The following is a 21,758-nucleotide window of genomic DNA, read 5'->3' as shown; positions in this document are numbered from 1 at the left end:
CGAAGTGAGGCCGTGCCGGTTTTCCGGGCGGCGGTGGAACGTGAGGGACGCCATGCGTTCTCGATTCGCATCTTGGTGATTTCTGGACTACGCTGGTCGGGTTGCTTCGGGAAAACGCAAAGATCCCGGAAACAATTTGGGGCTGTGGCGCAGCTGGTAGCGCACCTGCATGGCATGCAGGGGGTCAGGGGTTCGAGTCCCCTCAGCTCCACCAAGAAACCGCTAGAACAAAGGGCCTTAGCCCGGTGCTAGCGGTTTTTCTTTGCCCAGTCGCCGCACGACTTTGTGTTTTGATGACGTTTCCAGGCCAGTTCCGGGAGGGTTGGCCGGCGGAGTCACCACGGGAGGGAAACAGCGGCTGGTAGTGACTCCAGTCCTCCAGGCCGGCATTTTAGACCCGCATCCGGGTAAGGTGGCCGACGATGATCTCGAAGAAGTGATCCCGGTGATTCAGGTCCCTGTGCCCGTTGTCAGCGAGGCAACGTCGGACAGTGAGCGGCGCAACTCCCTGTAGCGTTCCGCCCCGAGAGCCTCGGACCAGCGCTGTTCGGTTTCAACAATGATCTGGCGTGAAAGATCGACGGCGGCGATGCCTTCCGGGGTCAGCGTCACCACTTTGGCTCGCTTGTCGCCCGGGTCGGGACCGAGCTCAACGTACCCTTCGTGATCGAGGAATTTCATGAACTGGCCGATTCCGGCCTTCGTGATGGCGGCCCGCTCGGCCAATACCGTGAGGCGGACACCTTCCTGGGGAATCAGCGACATGACCCTGTAGTGAGACGGCCTGAGGCCGGGGATGGACCGGGCACTTATGGCTGAGCGCAAACTCCCAAAGGCGCCGGCCAGGAGGTCGGCTATGTGGGGCAGGTCGTCTCCTGCACTTGGATCATTGACACTGATCATAAAGTAACTTTACCATTATTTGGTAAACCACGTTTACTATTTCCTGATCGGCAGCGATTCAGGTCCCCTTCGAAGGGGCGCACCATGCAGGAAGCCAAGCTGGACAACATGAAGACTCTCGGTGCTGCCGAGGTGGACTCCGCCACGCTCGCCGGGATAGCGGCCGCAGCCCTGGGCGAGCCAGTGGCGGAGGTCCTTTCGGCCAAGGCAACGGAGATCACTTTCCCGATGTTCAACATGACCACGGGCGGTCTGTGGCGGGTGGAAGGAACGGTCCACACAAACTCCTGTGGCGACGGCGGCCAGGCTAGGGCGGCCCGGGGTTTCAGCACGGTCCTGAAGCTCGTCCAGTCGCCGCTGCTATGGAGCGGCATCGGGCAGGGTCCCGCCTCCCTTCAGGGAGGGCCTGGCGCGCCATTACCGGTGGCGAACAGAGGGCGAGGTCTATGCGTCCAAACTGGCCGAGGCCATGCCCGCCGGCAGCCGGCTCCCCACGGTTTACAGCATTGAGGAACTGGACGAGCAGCGCACCGCACTCTGGATGGAAGACATCTCCGAGTGCCCGGATGCCGCATGGACCGATGAAAGGTTCCGCGACGCAGCGACGCTGCTTGGCAGGCTGGCTGGCACTAGCGCCGCGCGGGACCTGGGCCCTGATATTTCTGCTGTCAGGGACGCGGACAGGTTGCGGTTCTACCTGGACGGGCCGGGCGCCATGGTTTTCATGCCTGCCATCCGGGGCGAAGACCTGTGGCGGGTCCCCGCTGTTGCCGACGCTGCTGACCGGCACTTGATTGCCGGACTGCGCTCCTTGACCGACAGGGCGGATGAACTGGCTGACGAAATGCTGGCCCTCCCGACGCTGCCGGCCCACGGCGACGCCAGTCCGCAAAACCTCCTGATCGAAAGCGCCGGAGGCGGTCCCGGCGGCATCACCGAGTTTGTTGTGATTGATTGGGGACTGTACGGGGGAGCGTGCGCAGGCTTCGATCTGGGCCAGTTGCTCGCGGGCTGGGTCAACCAGGGCATGATGGCAGGGGCTGAGCTGTACCGGCTGGAGCCTTTGTGCCTGCAGGCCTACTGCGAGGGCTTGGCCTACTCCGGCACAGACGTTCCCGAGTTGACTGTGCGGCGGGGGCATGCAGCTTCCATGGCCTTGTTTGCCGGATTGCAGGCGGTGCCCAGCCAGCGGCTGGCAGAGCCAGACTCGGTGGAACTGCGTACGTTCATGGCCGGACGGGTGGAGATGGTCCGCTTCGTTCTTGAGCTGCTCTCCTCAACCGACTGACATCGCCGGGGCGCTCCAGCGCCCCACACGGCAACGACAGGGCAGCCCCATCTCGCCCGGCCGTTGGGCTCGCCCCGCCCGACGACTTTTCCTATTAATGCCCGGACTGCTGGTAACGCTCAATCTTTTGACGAATCTTGGATATTCCTTGGGCCCTTCCTGGCCCCATTGGCCCTAGAGTGGAGCCATGAAAACGGGAGCGGCCTTGGTGCTGTCCGTTGTCGGGATACTCGCAGCGGGCTCGGCAGCACTTGCCGTCAACACGCAGGTGCTCAGCGTCTCACCCACCGGCACCGGAAACGCCAACAGCGTCCTCCTGCCGAATGCTCCCGTGCCACCGGCTTCAGCCACCACCCCAGCACCCAAACCAACAGCCGCACCGGCCAGTAGCCAGAAGGCTTCCATCCCGGCAAAGTCGGCTCCGGCGAAATCCGGCCCAGCGAAAGCAGACGTGGCCAAAGCGAGTCCGGCCAAGTCCGTGGCGGCTCCTGCGCCCGCGAATGCCGGCAGTGTTGCGACGGCACCGTCGTCATCCGGTCCCGGCGGGACCGCGGGTGGTGCGGTGACAGTTCAGCCCGCCCCTGTCCAGGGTGGCGCGGTCCCCGTCCAACCGGGAGACGACAAGGGCGGGCTGCGGAAGGCACCGGAGCCCGGTGACGACAGCGGCGGCCACGGCGCCGACGACTGAACCCGGCCTCCCTTCTGCGTTTCCTGCGCCCGCCTTACTACTTCCTATGTGCGCACCTCTTCCTACGGGCGCACCTCGCTTCGTGGGCGGTTGCCTGCCGGGGCGCCGTTCTGTCTGACAGGGCGCTCCTGCCTGCGGCCGGATATCCGCGTCGGTGCGGTCTGCCTCTTGCGCGGCGGCGGAAAGGCGGTCTGGTGGCACGGTCCGGGGCAGGTAGTGCAGCGAGGGCGATCTTGGACAAGTCTTGGATTTCCTCTGCACCTATCCTTGACCGCCAGTTCCTAGTGTGGAGACATGAAAACAAGAGCAGCCCTCGCACTAACCGTCACCGGCATTCTCCTCAGCGGAGGTGCCGCCTTCGCCGCCACTACCCAGTCAGCCAGCACCACGGGTACGGGTACCAGCGACGACGCCAGGAACGTCCTCGTAACGGACGACTCTGCCACCGGAACCCCGGCCCCCGCCGTAAGTTCCGCCAAGGCCGCCCCCAAAGACAGTGCCAAGGCCAGCGACACGCAGGCCGACGACAAGAAGGCATCAGCCGCAAAGAAGGCGGCCAAGTCCGCTGAAGCAGGTGACGACAAGGGGGGCCTCCGGACCACCCCCGAAGCCGGCGACGACAATGGCGGAACCGCAGCAGTCCCGGCGCAAAATGCTGCCGGCAGTGGTTCCATCAGCGTCGAACCGGGCGATGACAAGGGTGGACTTCGGACCCCTCCCGAGCCCGGCGACGACAAGGGCGGACTGCGCTCGGACCAGGCACCCCGGGTCGCAGAACCAGGCGATGACCACGGTGGATCGCGGACGGCATCCGAACCAGGCGACGACAAGGGCGGAGACCGGAAGGCCGCTGAGCCCGGCGATGACAGCGGCGGCAGCGGCGGCCACGGCAGCGACGACTGAACTGGACGGCTGAACAGAACGACTGAGCCACCACGAACCGATAGCGCAGAGGGTCCTTCCGCACATGGTGTGCAGGAGGACCCTCTGGCGTCCCCCGTCCGCTACCCACGGCCATGGCGCGAGCGGCTTAGGCCAGGACGGCGCCTAGGATGAAGACGTGGAGCGGATGAACCAGCCGGGGGAGCTGCGCTGTTGAGCGGCGTTACTGAGCGGACGGCCGACGTCGTCGTCATCGGCGCAGGGCAGGCCGGCCTCTCCGCCGCCTTCCATCTGGCCCGCCGCGGGTTCGCTCCCGCCCCGGCCGCAGAACGGCCGGCAGGCGCCCCGACGGCTGCCGGTTCGGGACGGACGTACGCGGTGCTGGACGCCGAGGACGGCCCTGGCGGAGCCTGGCGGCACAGGTGGAAGACCCTGCTGATGGCCACAGTCAACGGCATCAGCGACCTTCCCGGAATCCCGCAGCCCGACGTCGACCCGACGGAACCGAGCTCCGCTTTCCTGAGCCGGTACTTCGCCGCCTACGAGCGCCAGGTCGGCCTGGCCATCGAGCGGCCCGTCCGGGTTCTCGCCGTCGAACGCGAAGACGCTGATCCGGCAGGGCGGTTGACTATTACCACGTCCGACGGCGGCTGGGCGGCCCGCGCAGTCATCAATGCCACAGGGACCTGGACCAGGCCGTTCTGGCCGATCTATCCGGGCCAGTTTACGTTCGCAGGCCGCCAGCTTCATGTAGCCGACTATGTTTCCGCCGAGGAGTTCCGGGGGCTCCACGTTATCGTGGTGGGCGGCGGGATTTCCGCCGTCGGGCTGCTGGACGAAATCTCGAAAGTCACGTCGACAAGCTGGTTCACGCGCCGGGAACCGGTCTGGCGGGACGGGTTCGATCCGCAGGCCGGGCACGACGCCGTCGCCCTGGTGGAAGACCGGGTCCGGCGGGGGCTGCCGCCGCAAAGCGTCGTCGCCGCCACCGGCCTCATCTGGACTCCGGCCCTCCGCGCTGCTGCCGCACGCGGCGTGCTGGAACGCCGGCCGATGTTCACCGCGATAGAACCCGCCGGCGTCCGGCTGGCGGACTGTGGGTTCCTCCCGGCGGATGTGATCCTGTGGGCCACCGGGTTCCGGGCCGAGCTGGAGCATCTGGCGCCCCTCCACCTGCGGGGTCCCGGCGGCGGGATTGCGATGGAAGGAACGCGGGTGGCCGCGGAACCCCGAATGCACCTGGTGGGCTACGGCCCGTCGTCGTCCACCAGCGGCGCAAACCGCGCCGGGCGGGCTGCGGTGACCGAAATCCTCAAACTCCTGGCTGCACCCTCCGAAGGTGACGATCCGCGGTAGATTTGCACAGGCGGATTTCTGCCCGGCAACCAGCGAGGAAGAGGCGGCGGCAACACGTGACAGAAAACGGCCTTGGGCAGCTTCTGGGCTTGCTTCGAAGGCACCCTGACGTCGAGGCCAGCAACCTCAAGGCGTGGGACGCCACCGATTCCCTCCTGCTGGACACCGCCTCCGACCTGCTCGCCCCGGACAGCACGGTAGCCGTCATCGGGGACAACTATGGGGCACTCACGCTCGGGCTGCTGGCCGGCGGAGCCGGTCCGGTGCCGGCCGAGGTTAGGGTGCACCAGGACCTGGTCACGGGGGAGCGGGCACTGCGTAACAACGCCGCGGCGCTGGGCGTTCCAGGGGGCTTTGCACAGCTGCCCCTCGGCCCGGACCTGCTGGCCGGCGCGGACCTGGTGCTGCTGCAGCTTCCCAGGACGCTCGCCGAACTCGAAGAGATTTCCGACGCCGTAGCCCGGCACGCGCCCGCCGGCGCTGTTTTGCTTGCGGGCGGCCGGGTCAAGCACATGTCCCTGGGCATGAATGCCGTGCTGGAGAAGTACTTCGGCACGGTGCAACCACAGCTGGCCCGGCAAAAATCCCGGCTCATCCTTGCCTCGAACCTGTTGCCTGCAGAGGGACCTCCGCCCTTCCCGGTGACGGAACACAACGCCGAACTCGACCTCGACATCTGTGCCCACGGGGCCGTTTTCGCAGGCACCCGCCTGGACATAGGTACCCGCTTCCTCCTGACGTTCCTGCCCGAGATCCCGTTCGCGGGCAGGGCCGTGGACCTGGGCTGCGGCACCGGGATCCTGGCAGCAATGTACGCTCGCCGGCACCCCGGCTCCGAGGTCACTGCCACGGACCGGTCCGCTGCCGCGGTGGCCTCCGCGGAGTCCACCGCCCGGGCCAACGGCCTGGCCGCACACATCACAGCTGTCCAGGACGATGCGATGAGCACCCTTCCCGCGGGAAGCGCCAACCTTATCCTGCTGAACCCGCCGTTCCACCTCGGCTCGAGCGTCCACGCCGGTGCCGGGCTGAAGATGTTCGAGGCAGCTGGCAGGGTCCTGGCCCCCGGGGGCCAGCTGTGGACGGTATTCAACAGCCACCTGCGCTACATGCCTGCCTTGGAAAGGCTGATTGGTCCCACCATGGTGAGGGGCCGGAACCCAAAATTCACCGTTGCCGTCAGCGTCAGGCGGCCTGCCACCTGAGCCCCGCGGGCCGCCGTCGAACGGCCTGTGCAGCGGGCGCGTGTGGGACGTACCCGTTGCCCGGGGCGTAACGTACGATTCAGACATTGATAGTGGCCAACAGCAGATGATAGGGGAATCCTTGACCGAGATCCGCCAGCACTCGCCGAGGCGCGGAACCAACCTGCCCCGGATGGGCGACTTCAACCTGACTGTCATTCTCGATGCGATCCGCCGCGCCGCCGGAGGGCTGAGCCGCGTGGAGCTCGCCCAGATCGTTGGCCTGTCCCCGCAAACCATTTCGAACATCTCCCGCCGGCTGCTGGACCAGAAACTCATCGTCGAGGCAGGCAAAGAGGGCAGCGGGCCCGGCAAACCACGGACCATCCTTCGCCTGAATCCCGCAGGCATGTACGCGGTCGGTGTGCACCTGGACCCTGCTGTGGCCACATTCGTCGTCCTGGACCTGCTGGGCGCAGTGGTCAGGCATTCGAGCGTGAAAACGCCGGACAGCTCCCATCCCGAGGCCGTCATCACCGCTATCGCCGCTGAAATCGACAAGCTGATAGAGGCCTCGGGCGTGGACCGCGCCAAGATCGCCGGCCTGGGCGTCGCGGCGCCCGGACCGATCGACCATGACAACGGAACGGTGGTGGAGCCTCCGCTCCTTGACGGCTGGGACAGCGTTCCGCTCCGGGACGCGCTGGCCGAGGCAACAGGTCTGTCCGTGCTGATGGACAAGGACGTCACCAGCGCCGCGGTCGCCGAAACCTGGGCTGGCGGTCCCAGCGGCGCCGGCAGTTTCATTTTCATGTACATGGGCACCGGCATCGGCTGCGGCATCGTCCTCAATGACGAGGTCGTGCGCGGCACGTCGGGGAACGCCGGCGAGATCGGCCACATCATCGTCGACCCGGACGGAGCTCCCTGCGACTGCGGGCTGCGCGGCTGTGTTAAATCCACCTGCATTCCACAAGTCCTCGTGGCGCAGGCCCAGGGGGCAGGCATCCTGGACGAGCCGGGCACTGCCACCAGCGGCTCTGCCGTCCAGGAACGGTTCGCCAAGCTCTGCGAGGCCGCCGACGCCGGAAACAGCGAAGCGGCCGCCATCATCGACAAATCAGCTGAACTCGTCGCCCGCGCGGCGTCGGCGGTGGCCAACACGCTGGACGTGGACCGGGTGGTGTTTGGCGGGCCCTTCTGGCCGTTGCTGTCCGGGCGCTACCTGGAGAAGGTTCCCGGCTTGATCCAGCAAAGCAGCGATGCCGGCAACATCCACGCCGTGGAAGTCGTGGGTACAGGCGTGGGGGAGGACGTGGGAGCGGTGGGCGCTGCCTGCCTGGTCCTTGAGCACACCCTTGCGCCCCGGGCTCAGAGGCTGCTGCTGGAGGGCTAGCCGGGCTTGAGGGCTAAACCTCAGTCGATGTCCTCGACGATCGTCCCGTAGGGAATCGTGTCGTCGAGATGCGCCTGGTGCCCCCTGGGAACGAAGAGCACCCGAACGCCGTGAAGCTGCTCGGCTGCCGACTGGAGGAGGACCGGACGGACCATGTCAACGAAGCTCGGGTCCTTGCCAACGAGATATTCCTCGTAGCTGGCTGGTAGCTGAATCATGGCATCAGAATAGACCTGTTCATACGCCAAGGGGAGGTACCCGGAGCGTCCGGTCCGGGCGCCCTTTCCGGTATCGGACGCTCCTACTGATTAGTAGCCTGGCTGGACAGTCGGGCTGTCGCCCGTAGCCGGGCTGCTGGCAGGCGCAGACGTACTGATGGCAACCTCAGCCTGATCCGTCTTCGCGTAGACGTTCTTGCTGACCTGATAGGCATGCTTATCCAGCTTGTGCGCCTCCTGGTTGATTTCGTTCAGCTTGGCATCGGTGAGCTGTTCGATCTTGGCGAGCTTCAGGGTCTCCTGATCGGTGCCGCCCACCGCCGTCACCTTCACCAGGCCCGTTCCGGCCGAGTAGAACTTCCGCTGGTGACCTGCTGCCGGTTCCAGCGGGTTGCGTTCGTCGATCACCAGCACATCGTCATAGCAGCCGGTGGCGACGCACACATGGTCGTTCTGCTTGAAGACCTGCCCGCAGTCCAGGAAGTCGACGCTCGCCGCATGGGCCTGGACGTAGCTGGGCGTGTTTGTCTGGGGGTCTGCCTGCATGGCGATGCCGGCCTGTGCCTCATCCAGGCTGTGGATGAACGTGGAGGGCGCGCCGGTGAACTTTCCGTTTTCATATTCCTCGGGGTATTCGCCAAAGAGCCAGACGGTGCCGCTGTTGGTCTGCGCGAAGAACGCCAGTTCGGATTCGACGAGCTCATCGCCCGCGTAGTCCCGGTCCCACATGACCTGGGTCTTCACGCCGTCGATGACCTTGGTCAGGCCCGTAATCGAGTGCACCACCGTGCGTTTGATGTCTCCCTCGGCACTTTTGACGTCTCCCGTGGTGGTGTACTGCATGCCAGGCTTGAGCGGGAACCACTTGTTATCCACGTTGGGGGATGACTGGAACTGGGAGATGTCGAAGTTGATCGCGGAGCCGGGGCCGCAGAGCTCGTCCGCGCCGGCCGTCACGGTTGAATCGGGGGTGGCGGATCCCGAAGCCGCGGATCCCGTTGGTGCAGACTCCGGAGCACCCGCCGGGGCTGACGTCGCTGTCGGTGAGGCGGACCCGGAGGTAGCCGGAGGGGAGGTGTTCTGCTGCGGGGCGCAGGACGTAACGGTGGCCAGCGCCAGTAGGAGCACGAGGGCGGAGCCCTGGGCGGACGGTGTCTTGTGAAGCGGAGGTTTGTGAAGCTGGAACATCTCGGTGGCCTTTCGCCGTGGGGATTTCTGGCTTCCAGCAACTCCACCGCGCCGTCAGTGCCGTGCCCGGCGGCAGCAGAACGCTGGCGAACCGCGCCCTGCCGGCGGGTAATCATGGGACGGTGCGACGACGCAGGCTCAGGCGGGCGGGGAGATGTTCTCTCGGGACGGTTCACCGAGGAGGAACCAGAAGAAGCATCCAGCCTCCTCAACCTGAGACCTTGCCGAATCCGATACGACGTGACAAAAGAATGGACTAGTTTCGGCCGTTTGGAAAGGGCTTCGGCAGGCGGGCTACCGTGGCTGAATAGCGCCAAAGCCGCCTTCGGCGAAGATAATTCTGAACGGGCAGTCCAACGGGACGTAAAGCAGCGTCTTAATTCGGTGCCGACTTGAAGGCGTGCCCGGACGGCTTCTAGAGTTCTATACAAGTTACCGAGGTAACGTGTCAGCGATCCTCCGCTGCGGATGTGCCGCCTGCCGGCCGCCAAGGAGGGTGTGGGTGCCCCCATGTGGGCCTGACATTTGCTCACGGTGGACTTCTATACAGGCGTAACAGTCGCGGCTGCGCCCTGCCGAAGTCCGTCCCGTGTTCCCCAACTCAATTCATTGACCGCATGCTGCACGGGCTCCCGCCACGGCAGCGCAGCCTTCAATGGCCCAAAGCCAAGGACGCAAATGTCACCGCCAAGCCTAATTGAGACACACCCAAATCTATCGGACACGGCGCCGGTAGCCCTTTCCTACGAGCTCTTTCCTCCTCGGTCGCCTGCCGCCGCCGAGACCCTGTGGACCACCATCCGGGAACTGGAAGCCACCGATCCGGACTACGTGTCGGTCACCTACGGTGCCAGTGGCTCCAACCGGGACACCGCCGTCGAACTCGTCAACCGCCTGGTGCTGGAAACTACCCTCCGCCCGCTGGCCCACCTGACGTGTGTTGGCAACACGCCGACGGAGCTCGCGGAAATCATCGGTGAACTGCTCGACGCCGGTGTGCGCGGAATCCTTGCCCTCCGCGGCGACCTGCCCAAGGACGGCGGCGAACCGGTCAGCGGGTCGCTGCGCTACGCCCAGGACCTGATTGAGCTCATCCGCCGGGTGGAGCAGCGGCGCTCAGCCCTGCTGTGCGCCGGAAAGGTTGCCGTTGGCGTGGCGGCCTACCCCACGCGGCACCCGGAATCACCCAGCGAGGCCCACGACGTCGAGGTGCTGCTCGCCAAGCAGCGGTCCGGTGCCGACTTCGCGATCACCCAGGTGTTCTTCCGCACGGAGCAGTACGCGGACCTTGTCACGAGGGCCCGCAGGGCCGGCGTCACGATCCCCATCATCCCGGGAGTCATGCCGCTCACGAGCCTGCGCAGGCTCAGGCGCCTTGGCGAGCTGACCGGCGTCGAACCTGCCCCGGAGCTCATCGAGAGGCTGGCTGCCGCGGATACAGACGCCGAACGGCTCCATATCGGCGTCAGCGCAACGGTGGACCTGGCCAACGCGGCCTTGGACGCCGGAGCACCGGGACTGCACCTTTACACGTTCAATGAGCACCAGAGCGCTCTGGACGTGCTGGACAAGCTGTCGCTTGCCCGGCCGGCCCGCCCGTCCAGCCGACTGAACGCGCTTGCCCGCCGCCAGCTCGCCAGCTGACCGCATTCCTCCCCACGACATTCACCAGCTTTCCCAACGATTCAAGGAATTTCACATGACTGAACAGACTTCCGTGCAGAGCACACCCTTCCCGTCCGCATCCATCCTCGGCTACCCGCGCATCGGCCGCCGCCGCGAACTGAAGAAGGCCGTGGAAGCGTACTGGGCCGGCAAGATCGACGCCGCTGCCCTCGACGCCGCCGCCAAGGAGATCCAGCTGGGCACCGCCAAGCGCCTGCAGGGCCTCGGCCTCACTGAAGCCGCAGCGGTTCCGGGCACGTTCTCCTTCTACGACCAGGTGCTCGACGCCGCCGCCCACGTCGGCGCCGTTCCGGCCCGTTTCGGCAACCTCCTCAACGCTGAGGGACAGCTGGACATCGACGGCTACTTCACCCTGGCCCGCGGCAACAAGGAACAGCAGCCGCTGGAAATGACCAAGTGGTTCGACACCAACTACCACTACCTCGTCCCGGAAATCGGCCCGGAGACCAACTTCGCGCTTACGTCCAACCGCATCGTTGAAGAGTTCGAATACGCCGTCGCCAACGGTGTGGAGACCCGCCCGTACATCGTCGGCCCGGTCACCTTCCTGCTCCTGAGCAAGGCTTCCGACGACGCCCCCGCCGGCTTCAGCCCGCTGTCCCGCCTCGAGGACGTCCTGCCGGTCTACGCCGCGCTGCTCGAGAAGCTGGCTGCCGCAGGTGCCAGCTGGGTTCAGCTGGACGAGCCCGCCTTGGTTGTGGACCAGGACACCCCTGAGCAGGAAATCCAGGCCGCCGTTGCCCGTGCCTACGAGGTCCTCGCCGCTGCCGCCAACCGCCCGCAGCTGTTCGTGTCCACCCCGTACGGCGCACTGAACGGCCAGCTCGGCACCCTCGCGGCCACCAACATCGACGCCCTGCACATCGACGTCTTCAAGGGCGAGGTTCCCTCCGCCGCAGCACTGGCCGCGCTGGGTACCAAGACCCTCGTTGCAGGCGCCGTGGACGGCCACAACATCTGGCGCAACGACCTGCAGGCTTCCGCCAACAAGATCGCCGAGCTGCAGAAGAACGTCACCAAGCTGGCCATCAGCACCTCCACCTCCACCCAGCACGTCCCGCACGACGTCGAGGAAGAGGTCCAGCTCTCCGAGCAGCTGCGCAGCTGGCTGGCTTTCGCGGACCAGAAGGCCGTTGAGGTTGTTACCCTCGCCGGTCTGCTGACCGACGCCGCCGCCGTTCAGCCGGCCATCGACGAGGCCACCCGCGTCATCGCCTCCCGTGCCGAAGCCGAGGGTGTCCGCCGCGCCGACGTCCGCGCCCGCACCGAGGCCCTGACCCCGGCCGACTTCAACCGCTCCGAGTACTCGGTCCGGGAAGCCGCCCAGGAAGCAGCACTGCACCTGCCGCCGCTGCCCACCACCACCATCGGTTCCTTCCCGCAGACCTCGGAAATCCGTTCGGCGCGCGCCCGCAACAACAAGGGCGACCTGACCAACGAGCAGTACGAGCAGCTCATGAAGGACGAGATCAAGCGGGTCGTGGAGCTGCAGGAAGAGCTCGGCTACGACGTGCTGGTGCACGGCGAGCCCGAGCGCAACGACATGGTCCAGTACTTCGCCGAGAACCTGGAAGGCTTCGACGTCACGGTCCACGGCTGGGTTCAGTCCTACGGCTCCCGCTGCACCCGTCCGTCCATCCTCTGGGGCGACGTCACCCGCAGCGCCCCCATTACGGTGGCCTGGGCGGAATACGCCCAGTCCCTGACCAGCAAGCCGATGAAGGGAATGCTCACCGGTCCGGTCACCATCCTGGCCTGGTCCTTCGTCCGCGACGACCAGCCGCTGGGCGAGACCGCCAACCAGGTGGGCCTGGCACTGCGCGACGAGATCGCCGACCTCGAAGCTGCCGGCATCAAGATCATCCAGGTCGACGAGCCCGCCCTGCGTGAACTGCTCCCGCTGCGCAAGGCCGACCAGCCCGCTTACCTGGACTGGTCCGTCAACTCCTTCCGCCTGTCCACCGCCGGTGCAGCTGACGCCACGCAGATCCACACTCACCTGTGCTACTCCGAGTTCGGCGTGATCATCGACGCGATCGACGGCCTGGACGCCGACGTGACCTCGATCGAAGCAGCCCGCTCCCGCATGGAGGTCGTCCACGACCTCGAGTCCCACGGCTTCGGCCGCGGCGTCGGACCAGGCGTTTACGACATCCACTCGCCGCGTGTTCCGGGCGAGCAGGAAGTCACCGAACTGCTGAGCACCGCCGTGAAGCACGTTCCGTCCCGCCAGCTCTGGGTCAACCCGGACTGCGGCCTGAAGACCCGCGGCTACGCCGAGACCGAAGAGTCCTTGCGGAACCTGGTCGCGGCCACCAAGACGGTCCGCGCCAGCCTGCTCGAAGGCGCCAAGTAGTAAAAAGCACGCGAACGGCGCCCGCCACCGAAAAGATGACGGGCGCCGTCGTTCTTTAGGCAGTCTTCAGGATTCCCAGACGATCTCGTCGTCGACGACGCCGTCCTCGTCCGCGGATGCCACCAGGACCTCGTCCGTGAAGTGCTCGCCCAGGGTGAAGTCCAGGACAAAGTAGCGTTCGGGCTGGCCGGGGTAGATTCCCACATGGCCGAGTTTAAGGGCCTTCAGGAACACCGCGTTGGTGAGCTGGCTCTTCTCCTTGACGCCGAAGATTTTCTGCAGGTGCTCATCCTTGATGGCGTTGCAGTGGAAGCGGAGATATTCCTGCGGGCTGGTGCCCTCCTGCTCCAGCTCTTCCGCGATCATTTCCCTGACCTCGTCCACGAGCTCGGGGAGGTACCGCAGCCGGTAGTCCACCTTGTGCATCGCCGCTTCGTCGAAGTGGTCGTGGGCGTTGATGTTCAGGTCCAGTTCGAGGCGGTGTCCGGCCAGCTCGTGCTCGGCGGCGACGTTATGGTCCCTGCCGTGGTTCAGCTCGATTACTCCGAAGTGCTGGCTCGCTACCTTGGTGGTCATATCTTCAACATAGACCCGAAAAGCAGAGCATTCCAGCATCGGGGATCATTTAACTGCCGACCCCAGCCCGCCCATAGTTTCGGCCAACAGGTCCACGAACAGCTGCACCCGGGCCGTTTTCTTGTCGTTGATGAGCAGCGCGAAGACGTTCCGGGCAAGCCGGATTTCCGGGACGTCCAGAACCACGACGCCGGCCGGCCGGTGCAGCAGCGCAAGCTCCGGCACCAGTGCCGCCCCCAGCCCGGCAGCGGCCATTTCAAGGCTGGCATGGAAGTCGTCGCTGTAGGCCACCACGCGCGGGTGGAGATTGCAGCCGGCGAAGAGCCGTTCGATGACGGTGGCATCGCTCGTGCCGGGGTGGTGCATGATCCACGGCATGTCCGACAGATGGTCCGCCGCCACCTTCGCGTCGGTGCGGAACCCCCAGCCGGAGGGAAGGACCACGCGGAAGTTGTCGTCGCCGATCCACTGCCGGTTGATGGTGTGGGGCCACGCCAGCCCTGACTGTCCCACCTGGTACACGAGCGCCACGTCGAGGTCGCCGCCCGTGCGCAGTCCCTGGATGGTCTGGGCGGGTTCGGCCACGGACACCCTCAGGTCGATGCCCAGGTTTTTCCAGGGGGGACTCCGCAGAATCCGCGGCAGGACGTAGGTGGCGAGGCTCGGGAAGATGCCCAGCCGTAGCTCCTGGCTGGTGGTGTCCTGCGTCTTGGATGCCGCGGCCATCAGGGCCTCGATGTCGGTGAGGACCTTCGCCGCGTGGCGCGCCATCACCATCGCCGCGTCGGTGGGAACCACGCTCCTGGCCGAGCGCTGGAACAGGCGGACGCCCGTATCCCGCTCCAGGGCGGACATCTGCTGGGAGACGGCCGAGGCCGTGTAGCCGAGCCGGCTCGCCGCGGCCGCGAAGGAACCCAGCCGCGTGACCTCAAGGAGCGTCCTCAAATGCACGGGGTTGACCACCAGCCAACCTTACTCCGGGTCCTCAATGCCAGGAAAAGCGGCGGGAAAAACCCATACCCATCCGGCCCATAGGGCTGCTCCGAATTGCCCGTGACTGCCATTTCCGCGGCAACTGTTCAGCAGAGGAGCAAGTATTGTCACCGAGCCCAGCATGGAGTGGAGACGAAAGGCGGCGCGTCGCCGTCGTCGGAAGCGGAGTGGCGGGCCTGACCGCCGCGCATATCCTCAGCCGCCGGGACCATGTGACCCTCTTTGAGGCGGATTCCCGGCCGGGCGGGCATGCCCACACGCACGACGTGCCGCAGGCATCGGGGAGTCTGGCCGTGGACACGGGCTTCATTGTGCACAACAACCGCACCTACCCGAACCTCATCCGACTGTTCAAGGAACTGGGCGTGGAGACGCAGGATTCGGACATGACCATGAGCATCCGCTGCGACGGCTGCGGCCTGGAGTACGCCGGGGCCAAGGGGGCTGCGGGCGTCTTTGCCAGGCCAGCCAACCTTGCCCGGCCCCGGTTCCTGCTGATGCTTGCCGAGGTCCTGCGGTTCTGGCGGACGGCGCGGGCCCTGCTGGCCAACGCTGCGTACGGCGGGGGACCTGAGCAAACACTTGGTGAGTTCCTTGAACGCGAACGCTTCAGCGGCTACTTCACCTCGCACTTCATGGCGCCGGTGGTCAGCGCGGTGTGGTCCTGTGATCCCACCACCGCCCTGGCCTACCCCGCCCGGTACCTCTTTACCTTCCTGGAACACCACGGCATGCTCGGCATCAAAGGCTCACCGCAGTGGAAGACGGTGAAGGGCGGATCGCGGCGCTACGTTGACCGTGTGGTCGAGGGTCTCCAGGATGTCCGCCTTTCCAGCCCTGTCCTCGCCGTGCGCCGGATCCCTTCCGGGGTGGAAATTACGACGGCGGCCGGCACCGAGCGCTTCGACGCCGCGGTTATCGCCGCCCACCCCCGCGAAGCACTCGCCATGATGGCCGATCCGTCCCCGGCAGAGGTGCAGGTCCTGGGGAACATCCCGTACTCCGTTAACCACATCAAGTTCCACCGCGATCCGGCGGTCCTGCCTCGCAGCAGCGCTGCCCGCGCGTCGTGGAACTACCGGCTGCCGTCGTGTGCCGCACGCCCGGGACATGTGCTGGTCAGCTACGACCTCACCCGGCTGCAGCGACTCAACACCGGAGACGGCGGCCGCTACATCTTGAGCCTCGGCGAATCGGAGCTGATCGAACCGGAGTCTGTGCTGCAGGACCTCGTGTATGAGCACCCCCAGTACACGCCTGAATCCATGGCTGCCCAGGAGCGACTGGGGGAGCTGGGCGACCACCGCCTCGCCTTCGCGGGGGCCTACCACGGCTGGGGATTCCACGAAGACGGCGCCGCCTCCGGTGTGCGGGCTGCCACGCAACTGGGCCGCGAGTGGGAGGATCCATTCGCTTTCGCTTCTGATACCACGGCCACGGCCACGGCCGCCGACGCCGGGCAAACCGCGGAGCTCGTGCCATGAGCGCGGTCATTTACCGGACCAGCATTCGCCATGTCCGGCAGGATCCGCTGAAGAACGCCTTCACCTACCGCAGCTACAGCTGGTACGTCGACCTCGATGACCTGCCCCAACTGCCCTGGTGGCTGCGGCCGCTCGCCGGATTCCATGCAAAGGACCATCTGGGGGATCCGACGGCGGGCATCCGCGAAAACGTGGACCGCTTTCTCGCCGTGAACGGCGACAAGCCCGACGGCGGCAAGGTCACCATGCTGGCCAACGCCAGGGTGCTGGGACACGTCTTCAACCCGATCAGCATCTTCTGGTGCCATGGTGCCGACGGAACAGTGCGTTCCGTCATCGCCGAGGTGCACAACACCTACGGCGAACGGCACTGCTACCTCCTGCACCCGGACGAGGCCGGACGCGCCCGCACCGAGAAGGGATTCTTCGTCTCCCCTTTCAATGAGGTGGACGGCAGTTACCGGATGAGCCTGCCCGAGCCGGGGGGAAAACTTGCCGTCGCCGTGGTGCTGGAGCGTGCCGGGCGGAAGCCCTTCACCGCCACCATGACCGGTGCCCGGCGGCCCGCCACGGCGGGCAGCATCCTGGCTGCGGCGGCTGCGGTTCCGCTCGCGCCACTCCGCCTGGTACTGCAGATCCGCTGGCAGGGAACCAGACTCTGGGCCCGCGGGTTGCCCATCACCAACCGTCCCGCCCACCGAGCACAGGAGGCCGTCTCGTGACCCTCACAGATCCGTCATACACTGATCCGTCGTACAAGGAACCCTCACACGCGGACCGTTCACGCCAGGAAAACACATCCGGCGCCTTCCGGGTGCCACCGGCGCCGGACGCGATCGACGCGCAGGTGTGGCCCGGCGTCGCCAGCCCGCCCGCTGGGATCAAGGCGCAGGTGGCCGGCAAGGCTGCCGACGTTCTGTTCCGGGCCGCGGTCCGCCGCCTGCCGCTGCGCGTGGAGTACCCCGACGGGACGGTGCTGGGCACCGGCGGTCCGGTGATGGCCATGGTGCGTCCGGAGGACTTCGCGGTCCGGATCGGCGACAATGGGCTGATCGGGCTTGGCGAGTCCTTCATGGCGGGGGACTGGGAAGCATCCCACCTCGCCGCCGTCCTGGAGGTCTTTGCCTCCTCCGTGGACACGCTCATCCCCGTGCCCCTGCAGAAGCTCCGCAGCCTGTACCTGCCGCGGGCGCCCCGCCAGGAACGCAACACCGAGCAGAATACCCGCTGCAACATCTCCCGCCACTACGACCTCTCCAACGAACTGTTCGCCAACTTCCTGGACGGCACCATGAGCTACTCCTCAGCACTCTTCCCAGCATCGGAGGGCCAGCTGGCAGAGATGGACTGGGACGCCCTGGCTGCAGCGCAGCATGCCAAGATCGACAGGCTGCTGGACAAGGCCGGCGTGGGGGAGGGCACCCGGCTGCTTGAGATTGGCACTGGCTGGGGCGAACTTGCCCTCCGCGCCGCAGCCCGGGGTGCCACCGTATATACGGTCACGCTCTCCAGCGAACAGCAGACGCTCGCGCAGCAGCGTATCGAGGAAGCCGGCTTCTCCGGCCAGGTCACCGTGGGACTGCAGGATTACCGCGCCGTGGAAGGCGAGTACGACGCCGTCGTCTCCGTGGAGATGATCGAAGCGGTGGGCTATGAATACTGGCCCGTCTATTTCCAGACCATCGACCGGGTGCTGGCACCCGGCGGCAAGGTGGCCATCCAGGCCATCACCATGCCGCACGGTCGGATGCTCGCAACCCGCAACGCCTACACCTGGGTGCACAAGTACATCTTCCCGGGCGGGTTCCTGCCGTCCGTGCGGGCGATCGAGAGCGTCACTGAGCAGCACACCACACTCAGGGTGCGGGAGCGCCGGGGGATGGGCGATCACTACGCCGCCACCCTCAGGCTGTGGGAGGAGCGGTTCCTGCAGCGGTCCGGGGAAGTGCGCGGTCTCGGATTCGACGAGGTTTTCCAGCGGATGTGGCTGTTTTACCTGTGCTACTCACGGGCCGGCTTCCAGTCCGGATACCTGGACGTGCAGCAGATCGTCCTGGACCGCCGGGAGGCGCAGCTCTGACCCGCCGGGAGGCACAGCTCCAGTTCGGCGTTTGCTTAATCACAGCGGGGGTCCCGAAGCATGCTTCGGGACCCCCGCTGTTGTGTCCGGGAGCACTCAAAAGGGGCTAGCGGAGGTGCCGCGACACGCCGTCTGCGAGACGACACGCTGGCGTTTAATTGTGGCTAACTACTCCACAGGGTGTGGATTCCGTCCGCCAAAAACCCGGAAATCCGGACATTTTGACGGCCCCGGCCTGTGGATTAAAAGCGCATTAAATGACATACTTGTAATACATCATCTTGGGGTCCCATCCGGGGCCGCGCACTACATGTAGTATCGACATACAGATTGAGCGGGAGACCGGCGCAGCCAGTACTGGGCGGTAAGGTCCGGGCAGAGTCCACCGCTACGATGCCAGAGATTTAAAGACAGAGACACCAGCAAGGTCTCAGAAGAGTGCAGCAGCAGTGACTTCAACAAAGGGGACAGGAACCATGACCGTTACGGTTTACACAAAGCCGGCCTGCGTACAGTGCAACGCCACCTACCGCGCACTGGACAAGAAGGGCATCGCCTACCAGAGCGTGGACATCTCCCAGGACGCGGACGCCCTTGAGCGCCTGAAGTCGCTCGGTTACATGCAGGCGCCGGTCGTCGTCACAGACCAGGACCACTGGTCCGGTTTCCGCCCGGACAAGATCGAGGAGCTGGCGCTGAGCGCCTCCGTGGCCTAAGGCTGCGCCCACGCCGTTTCCGGCAGGGAATTCCCCAAGCAGATGAGGTGACTCGCATGGCCGCGCCGGCACTTGCCGATGCGCCGGCCGCAGCCCGGGCTGCGGACACGACGCCCGTCAACCAGAGACAGCCCGTGAACCAGACCCGCAGCCGCCTCATCTACTTTTCCTCGGCCTCCGAGAACACCAGTCGCTTCATTGCGAAGCTTGGTGCGGACGCCGCCAGGATCCCCCTGCACGCGAAGGACGACCCCCTCGCTGCCTGCGAGCCGTTCGTGCTCGTGGTCCCCACCTACGGCGGGACAGGCGGCGAGGGTTCAGTGCCGAAGCAGGTCATCAGATTCCTGAACAACCCGGACAACCGTCGCCTGCTCCGGGGTGTCATCGGGGCCGGAAACACGAATTTCGGGGACAACTACTGCATGGCGGGCGACATCATCGCCGCCAAATGCAAGGTCCCCCACCTATACAGGTTCGAACTCATGGGTACGCCGGAAGACGTCTCCCGTGTACAAGAAGGATTGGAAGAGTTTTGGACACGACTGTCGCAGACACAGAAGTAACCAGGCCCGAAGGAAAGGACGCGTCCATGGACACGGCTGTTGAAAAGCAGGAGAAGCCGGCGCTCCCCGCTGCCTACAAAGGCCTCGGCTACCACGAGCTGAACGCGATGCTGAACCTGTATGGTCCGAACGGCGAGATCCAGTTCGAGGCTGACCGCGAGGCAGCCCACCAGTACTTCCTGCAGCACGTGAACAACAACACGGTCTTCTTCCATGACCTCGAGGAGAAGCTCGACTACCTGGTGAAGAACCAGTACTACGAGCGCGAAACCCTCGACCAGTACACGATGAACTTCATCCGCGACCTGTTCAACCGCGCCTACAAGAAGAAGTTCCGCTTCGAGACCTTCCTGGGCGCCTTCAAGTTCTACACGTCCTACACGCTGAAGACGTTCGACGGCAAGCGGTTCCTGGAGCGCTACGAGGACCGCGTGTGCATGGTTGCCCTGCACCTGGCCCGCGGCGATGAGCAGCTTGCGCTGCAGATGGTGGACGAGATCATCGAGGGCCGCTTCCAGCCGGCCACTCCCACGTTCCTGAACGCCGGCAAGAAGCAGCGCGGCGAGCTGGTCTCCTGCTTCCTGCTCCGCATCGAGGACAACATGGAGTCGATCGGCCGCTCCATCAACTCCGCGCTGCAGCTGTCCAAGCGCGGCGGCGGCGTGGCGTTCGCCCTGACCAACATCCGCGAGGTCGGTGCGCCGATTAAGCAGATCGAGAACCAGTCCTCCGGCGTCATCCCCGTGATGAAGCTCCTCGAAGACAGCTTCTCCTACGCCAACCAGCTCGGTGCCCGCCAGGGCGCCGGTGCGGTGTACCTGCATGCCCACCACCCGGACATCTACCGGTTCCTGGACACCAAGCGGGAGAACGCGGACGAGAAGATCCGGATCAAGACCCTTTCACTCGGCGTCGTCATCCCGGACATCACCTTCGAGCTGGCCAAGAAGGATGAGGACATGTACCTGTTCTCGCCGTACGACGTCGAGCGCGTCTACGGGATGCCGTTCTCCGACGTCTCGGTCACCGAGAAGTACTACGAGATGGTGGACGACTCCCGGATCAAGAAGACGAAGATCAAGGCCCGCGAGTTCTTCCAGACCCTCGCCGAGATCCAGTTCGAATCCGGCTACCCGTACATCATGTTCGAGGACACCGTAAACCGGGAAAACCCGATCGACGGCAAGATCATCATGTCCAACCTGTGCTCGGAGATCCTCCAGGTTTCGCAGCCCACCACGTACCACGATGACCTGTCCTACGACGAGACCGGCAAGGACATTTCCTGCAACCTGGGTTCGCTGAACATCGCGAAGACCATGGATTCGCCGGACTTCGGCCTGACCATCGAGACGGCCATCCGCTCGCTCTCGGCTGTCTCGGACATGTCCAACATCACCTCGGTGCCGTCCATCGCCAAGGGTAACGACCAGAGCCACGCGATCGGCCTGGGACAGATGAACCTGCACGGCTATCTGGCCCGCGAGCGGGTCCACTACGGCTCCGAAGAGGGCCTGGACTTCACCAACATCTATTTCTACTCGGTGGTGTTCCACGCGGTCCGTGCCTCCAACCTCCTTGCCATCCAGACCGGCCAGACCTTCGGCGGGTTCGAGAAGTCCAAGTACGCCTCCGGCGAGTTCTTCGACAAGTACACCGAGCAGGAATGGGTGCCGCAGACCGAGAAGGTCAGGGAACTCTTCAAGGACATCCATGTCCCCACGCAGGATGACTGGCGCGAGCTGAAGGCTTCCGTCATGGAGCACGGCATCTACAACCAGAACCTGCAGGCCGTCCCGCCCACCGGCTCGATCTCCTACATCAACAACTCCACCTCCTCGATCCACCCGGTGGCGTCCAAGATCGAGATCCGCAAGGAAGGCAAGCTGGGCCGCGTGTACTACCCGGCGCCTTACCTGACGAACGACAACCTGGAGTACTACCAGGACGCGTACGAGATCGGCTACGAGAAGGTCATCGACACCTACGCCGCTGCCACTCAGCACGTGGACCAGGGCCTGTCCCTGACGCTGTTCTTCAAGGACACCGCCACCACCCGCGACATCAACAAGGCCCAGATCTACGCCTGGAAGAAGGGCATCAAGACCATCTACTACATCCGTCTCCGCCAGCTCGCGCTGGAAGGGACGGAGGTGGAGGGCTGCGTCAGCTGCATGCTTTAATCTTCAACTAAGTGGTAA

General features: G+C 65.3%; 19 protein-coding genes and 1 tRNA gene. 15 read left to right on the top strand and 5 right to left on the bottom strand.

The window, feature by feature from the left end; translation table 11 throughout:
• Positions 1–138 precede the first annotated feature (138 nt).
• A tRNA-Ala gene (locus AC1DFE_RS11700) sits at positions 139–214 on the top strand.
• Between the two features lie 236 nt (positions 215–450).
• On the opposite strand, the gene AC1DFE_RS11695 is transcribed toward AC1DFE_RS11700, so the two are convergent.
• Positions 451–903 carry a MarR family winged helix-turn-helix transcriptional regulator gene (locus AC1DFE_RS11695; RefSeq protein WP_476906045.1) on the bottom strand — a complete coding sequence of 151 codons (453 nt, stop codon included), beginning with the start codon at positions 901–903 and terminating at the stop codon, positions 451–453.
• 469 nt (positions 904–1,372) lie between these two features.
• Between AC1DFE_RS11695 and AC1DFE_RS11690 the strand changes: the two genes are divergently transcribed.
• The 6 genes from AC1DFE_RS11690 to AC1DFE_RS11665 all read left to right on the top strand — a co-directional run bounded on the left by AC1DFE_RS11690 (position 1,373) and on the right by AC1DFE_RS11665 (position 7,697).
• On the top strand, positions 1,373–2,191 hold the full coding sequence (locus AC1DFE_RS11690) for a phosphotransferase (RefSeq protein ID WP_476906044.1): 819 nt from the start codon (positions 1,373–1,375) through the stop codon (positions 2,189–2,191).
• Positions 2,192–2,378: 187 nt separating this feature from the next.
• Positions 2,379–2,879 (top strand): hypothetical protein, encoded by a 501-nt coding sequence (locus tag AC1DFE_RS11685; protein ID WP_476906043.1) that lies wholly within the window; start codon positions 2,379–2,381, stop codon positions 2,877–2,879.
• 294 nt (positions 2,880–3,173) lie between these two features.
• Entirely contained in the window at positions 3,174–3,782 is a 609-nt protein-coding gene (locus tag AC1DFE_RS11680; protein WP_476906042.1) for a hypothetical protein, read from the top strand.
• Between the two features lie 192 nt (positions 3,783–3,974).
• Positions 3,975–5,117, top strand: coding sequence for an NAD(P)-binding domain-containing protein (locus tag AC1DFE_RS11675; RefSeq protein WP_476906041.1), 1,143 nt, complete (start codon positions 3,975–3,977; stop codon positions 5,115–5,117).
• A 56-nt stretch (positions 5,118–5,173) separates the two neighbouring features.
• The gene (locus AC1DFE_RS11670) at positions 5,174–6,322 is read left to right on the top strand and encodes a class I SAM-dependent methyltransferase (protein ID WP_476906040.1); all 1,149 of its coding nucleotides are present in this window, start codon (positions 5,174–5,176) and stop codon (positions 6,320–6,322) included.
• Between the two features lie 121 nt (positions 6,323–6,443).
• Positions 6,444–7,697 (top strand): ROK family protein, encoded by a 1,254-nt coding sequence (locus tag AC1DFE_RS11665; RefSeq protein ID WP_476906039.1) that lies wholly within the window; start codon positions 6,444–6,446, stop codon positions 7,695–7,697.
• A gap of 20 nt (positions 7,698–7,717) precedes the next feature.
• On the opposite strand, the gene AC1DFE_RS11660 is transcribed toward AC1DFE_RS11665, so the two are convergent.
• Positions 7,718–7,915, bottom strand: a complete 198-nt coding sequence (locus AC1DFE_RS11660; protein WP_476906038.1) for a hypothetical protein — start codon at positions 7,913–7,915, stop codon at positions 7,718–7,720.
• Positions 7,916–8,005: 90 nt separating this feature from the next.
• Positions 8,006–9,103 carry a hypothetical protein gene (locus AC1DFE_RS11655; RefSeq protein WP_476906037.1) on the bottom strand — a complete coding sequence of 366 codons (1,098 nt, stop codon included), beginning with the start codon at positions 9,101–9,103 and terminating at the stop codon, positions 8,006–8,008.
• 678 nt (positions 9,104–9,781) lie between these two features.
• Between AC1DFE_RS11655 and AC1DFE_RS11650 the strand changes: the two genes are divergently transcribed.
• Together AC1DFE_RS11650 and metE are read left to right on the top strand one after the other, a co-directional pair.
• Positions 9,782–10,747, top strand: a complete 966-nt coding sequence (locus tag AC1DFE_RS11650) for a methylenetetrahydrofolate reductase (protein WP_476906036.1) — start codon at positions 9,782–9,784, stop codon at positions 10,745–10,747.
• 55 nt (positions 10,748–10,802) lie between these two features.
• Positions 10,803–13,145: a 5-methyltetrahydropteroyltriglutamate--homocysteine S-methyltransferase gene (metE, locus tag AC1DFE_RS11645; protein WP_476906035.1), complete on the top strand. Its 2,343-nt coding sequence runs from the start codon at positions 10,803–10,805 to the stop codon at positions 13,143–13,145.
• A gap of 66 nt (positions 13,146–13,211) precedes the next feature.
• Here the strand turns inward: metE and AC1DFE_RS11640 are convergent, their stop codons facing one another.
• Positions 13,212–13,721, bottom strand: coding sequence for a DUF2004 domain-containing protein (locus AC1DFE_RS11640; RefSeq protein WP_476906034.1), 510 nt, complete (start codon positions 13,719–13,721; stop codon positions 13,212–13,214).
• A gap of 45 nt (positions 13,722–13,766) precedes the next feature.
• On the bottom strand, positions 13,767–14,684 hold the full coding sequence (locus AC1DFE_RS11635) for a LysR family transcriptional regulator (RefSeq protein WP_476906033.1): 918 nt from the start codon (positions 14,682–14,684) through the stop codon (positions 13,767–13,769).
• Between the two features lie 134 nt (positions 14,685–14,818).
• On the opposite strand from AC1DFE_RS11635, the gene AC1DFE_RS11630 reads away from it, so the two are divergent.
• The 6 genes from AC1DFE_RS11630 (at position 14,819) to nrdE (ending at position 21,740) form a co-directional block, all read left to right on the top strand.
• Positions 14,819–16,198, top strand: coding sequence for an NAD(P)/FAD-dependent oxidoreductase (locus AC1DFE_RS11630; RefSeq protein ID WP_476906032.1), 1,380 nt, complete (start codon positions 14,819–14,821; stop codon positions 16,196–16,198).
• A complete protein-coding gene (locus tag AC1DFE_RS11625; RefSeq protein WP_476906031.1) occupies positions 16,195–16,920 on the top strand; it encodes a DUF1365 domain-containing protein in 726 nt (241 codons plus the stop codon). The genes AC1DFE_RS11630 and AC1DFE_RS11625 overlap by 4 nt, the downstream gene beginning before the upstream one ends.
• A 92-nt stretch (positions 16,921–17,012) precedes the next feature.
• Positions 17,013–18,278 (top strand): class I SAM-dependent methyltransferase, encoded by a 1,266-nt coding sequence (locus AC1DFE_RS11620; RefSeq protein WP_476906100.1) that lies wholly within the window; start codon positions 17,013–17,015, stop codon positions 18,276–18,278.
• A gap of 476 nt (positions 18,279–18,754) precedes the next feature.
• The gene (gene nrdH, locus AC1DFE_RS11615; protein WP_476906030.1) at positions 18,755–18,994 is read left to right on the top strand and encodes a glutaredoxin-like protein NrdH; all 240 of its coding nucleotides are present in this window, start codon (positions 18,755–18,757) and stop codon (positions 18,992–18,994) included.
• 56 nt (positions 18,995–19,050) lie between these two features.
• A complete protein-coding gene (gene nrdI, locus AC1DFE_RS11610) occupies positions 19,051–19,557 on the top strand; it encodes a class Ib ribonucleoside-diphosphate reductase assembly flavoprotein NrdI (RefSeq protein WP_476906029.1) in 507 nt (168 codons plus the stop codon).
• A gap of 26 nt (positions 19,558–19,583) precedes the next feature.
• The gene (gene nrdE, locus AC1DFE_RS11605; RefSeq protein WP_476906028.1) at positions 19,584–21,740 is read left to right on the top strand and encodes a class 1b ribonucleoside-diphosphate reductase subunit alpha; all 2,157 of its coding nucleotides are present in this window, start codon (positions 19,584–19,586) and stop codon (positions 21,738–21,740) included.
• The last annotated feature ends 18 nt before the right edge of the window (positions 21,741–21,758 follow it).

It is taken from the genome of Arthrobacter sp. 05T423 (assembly GCF_056396245.1).
The sequence above is the reverse complement of the archived record's forward strand: the minus strand, read 5'-3'. Positions and strand labels throughout refer to the sequence as shown.

What these genes read in the sequence shown, in the direction of transcription:
- AC1DFE_RS11695 (WP_476906045.1), bottom strand. Translation starts at nt 903, where the DNA reads ATGATCAGTGTCAATGATCCAAGTGCAGGAGACGACCTGCCCCACATA.
- AC1DFE_RS11690 (WP_476906044.1), top strand. Translation starts at nt 1,373, where the DNA reads ATGCCCGCCGGCAGCCGGCTCCCCACGGTTTACAGCATTGAGGAACTG.
- AC1DFE_RS11685 (WP_476906043.1), top strand. Translation starts at nt 2,379, where the DNA reads ATGAAAACGGGAGCGGCCTTGGTGCTGTCCGTTGTCGGGATACTCGCA.
- AC1DFE_RS11680 (WP_476906042.1), top strand. Translation starts at nt 3,174, where the DNA reads ATGAAAACAAGAGCAGCCCTCGCACTAACCGTCACCGGCATTCTCCTC.
- AC1DFE_RS11660 (WP_476906038.1), bottom strand. Translation starts at nt 7,915, where the DNA reads ATGATTCAGCTACCAGCCAGCTACGAGGAATATCTCGTTGGCAAGGAC.
- AC1DFE_RS11655 (WP_476906037.1), bottom strand. Translation starts at nt 9,103, where the DNA reads ATGTTCCAGCTTCACAAACCTCCGCTTCACAAGACACCGTCCGCCCAG.
- AC1DFE_RS11650 (WP_476906036.1), top strand. Translation starts at nt 9,782, where the DNA reads ATGTCACCGCCAAGCCTAATTGAGACACACCCAAATCTATCGGACACG.
- metE (WP_476906035.1), top strand. Translation starts at nt 10,803, where the DNA reads ATGACTGAACAGACTTCCGTGCAGAGCACACCCTTCCCGTCCGCATCC.
- AC1DFE_RS11640 (WP_476906034.1), bottom strand. Translation starts at nt 13,721, where the DNA reads ATGACCACCAAGGTAGCGAGCCAGCACTTCGGAGTAATCGAGCTGAAC.
- AC1DFE_RS11625 (WP_476906031.1), top strand. Translation starts at nt 16,195, where the DNA reads ATGAGCGCGGTCATTTACCGGACCAGCATTCGCCATGTCCGGCAGGAT.
- nrdH (WP_476906030.1), top strand. Translation starts at nt 18,755, where the DNA reads ATGACCGTTACGGTTTACACAAAGCCGGCCTGCGTACAGTGCAACGCC.
- nrdI (WP_476906029.1), top strand. Translation starts at nt 19,051, where the DNA reads ATGGCCGCGCCGGCACTTGCCGATGCGCCGGCCGCAGCCCGGGCTGCG.
- nrdE (WP_476906028.1), top strand. Translation starts at nt 19,584, where the DNA reads ATGGACACGGCTGTTGAAAAGCAGGAGAAGCCGGCGCTCCCCGCTGCC.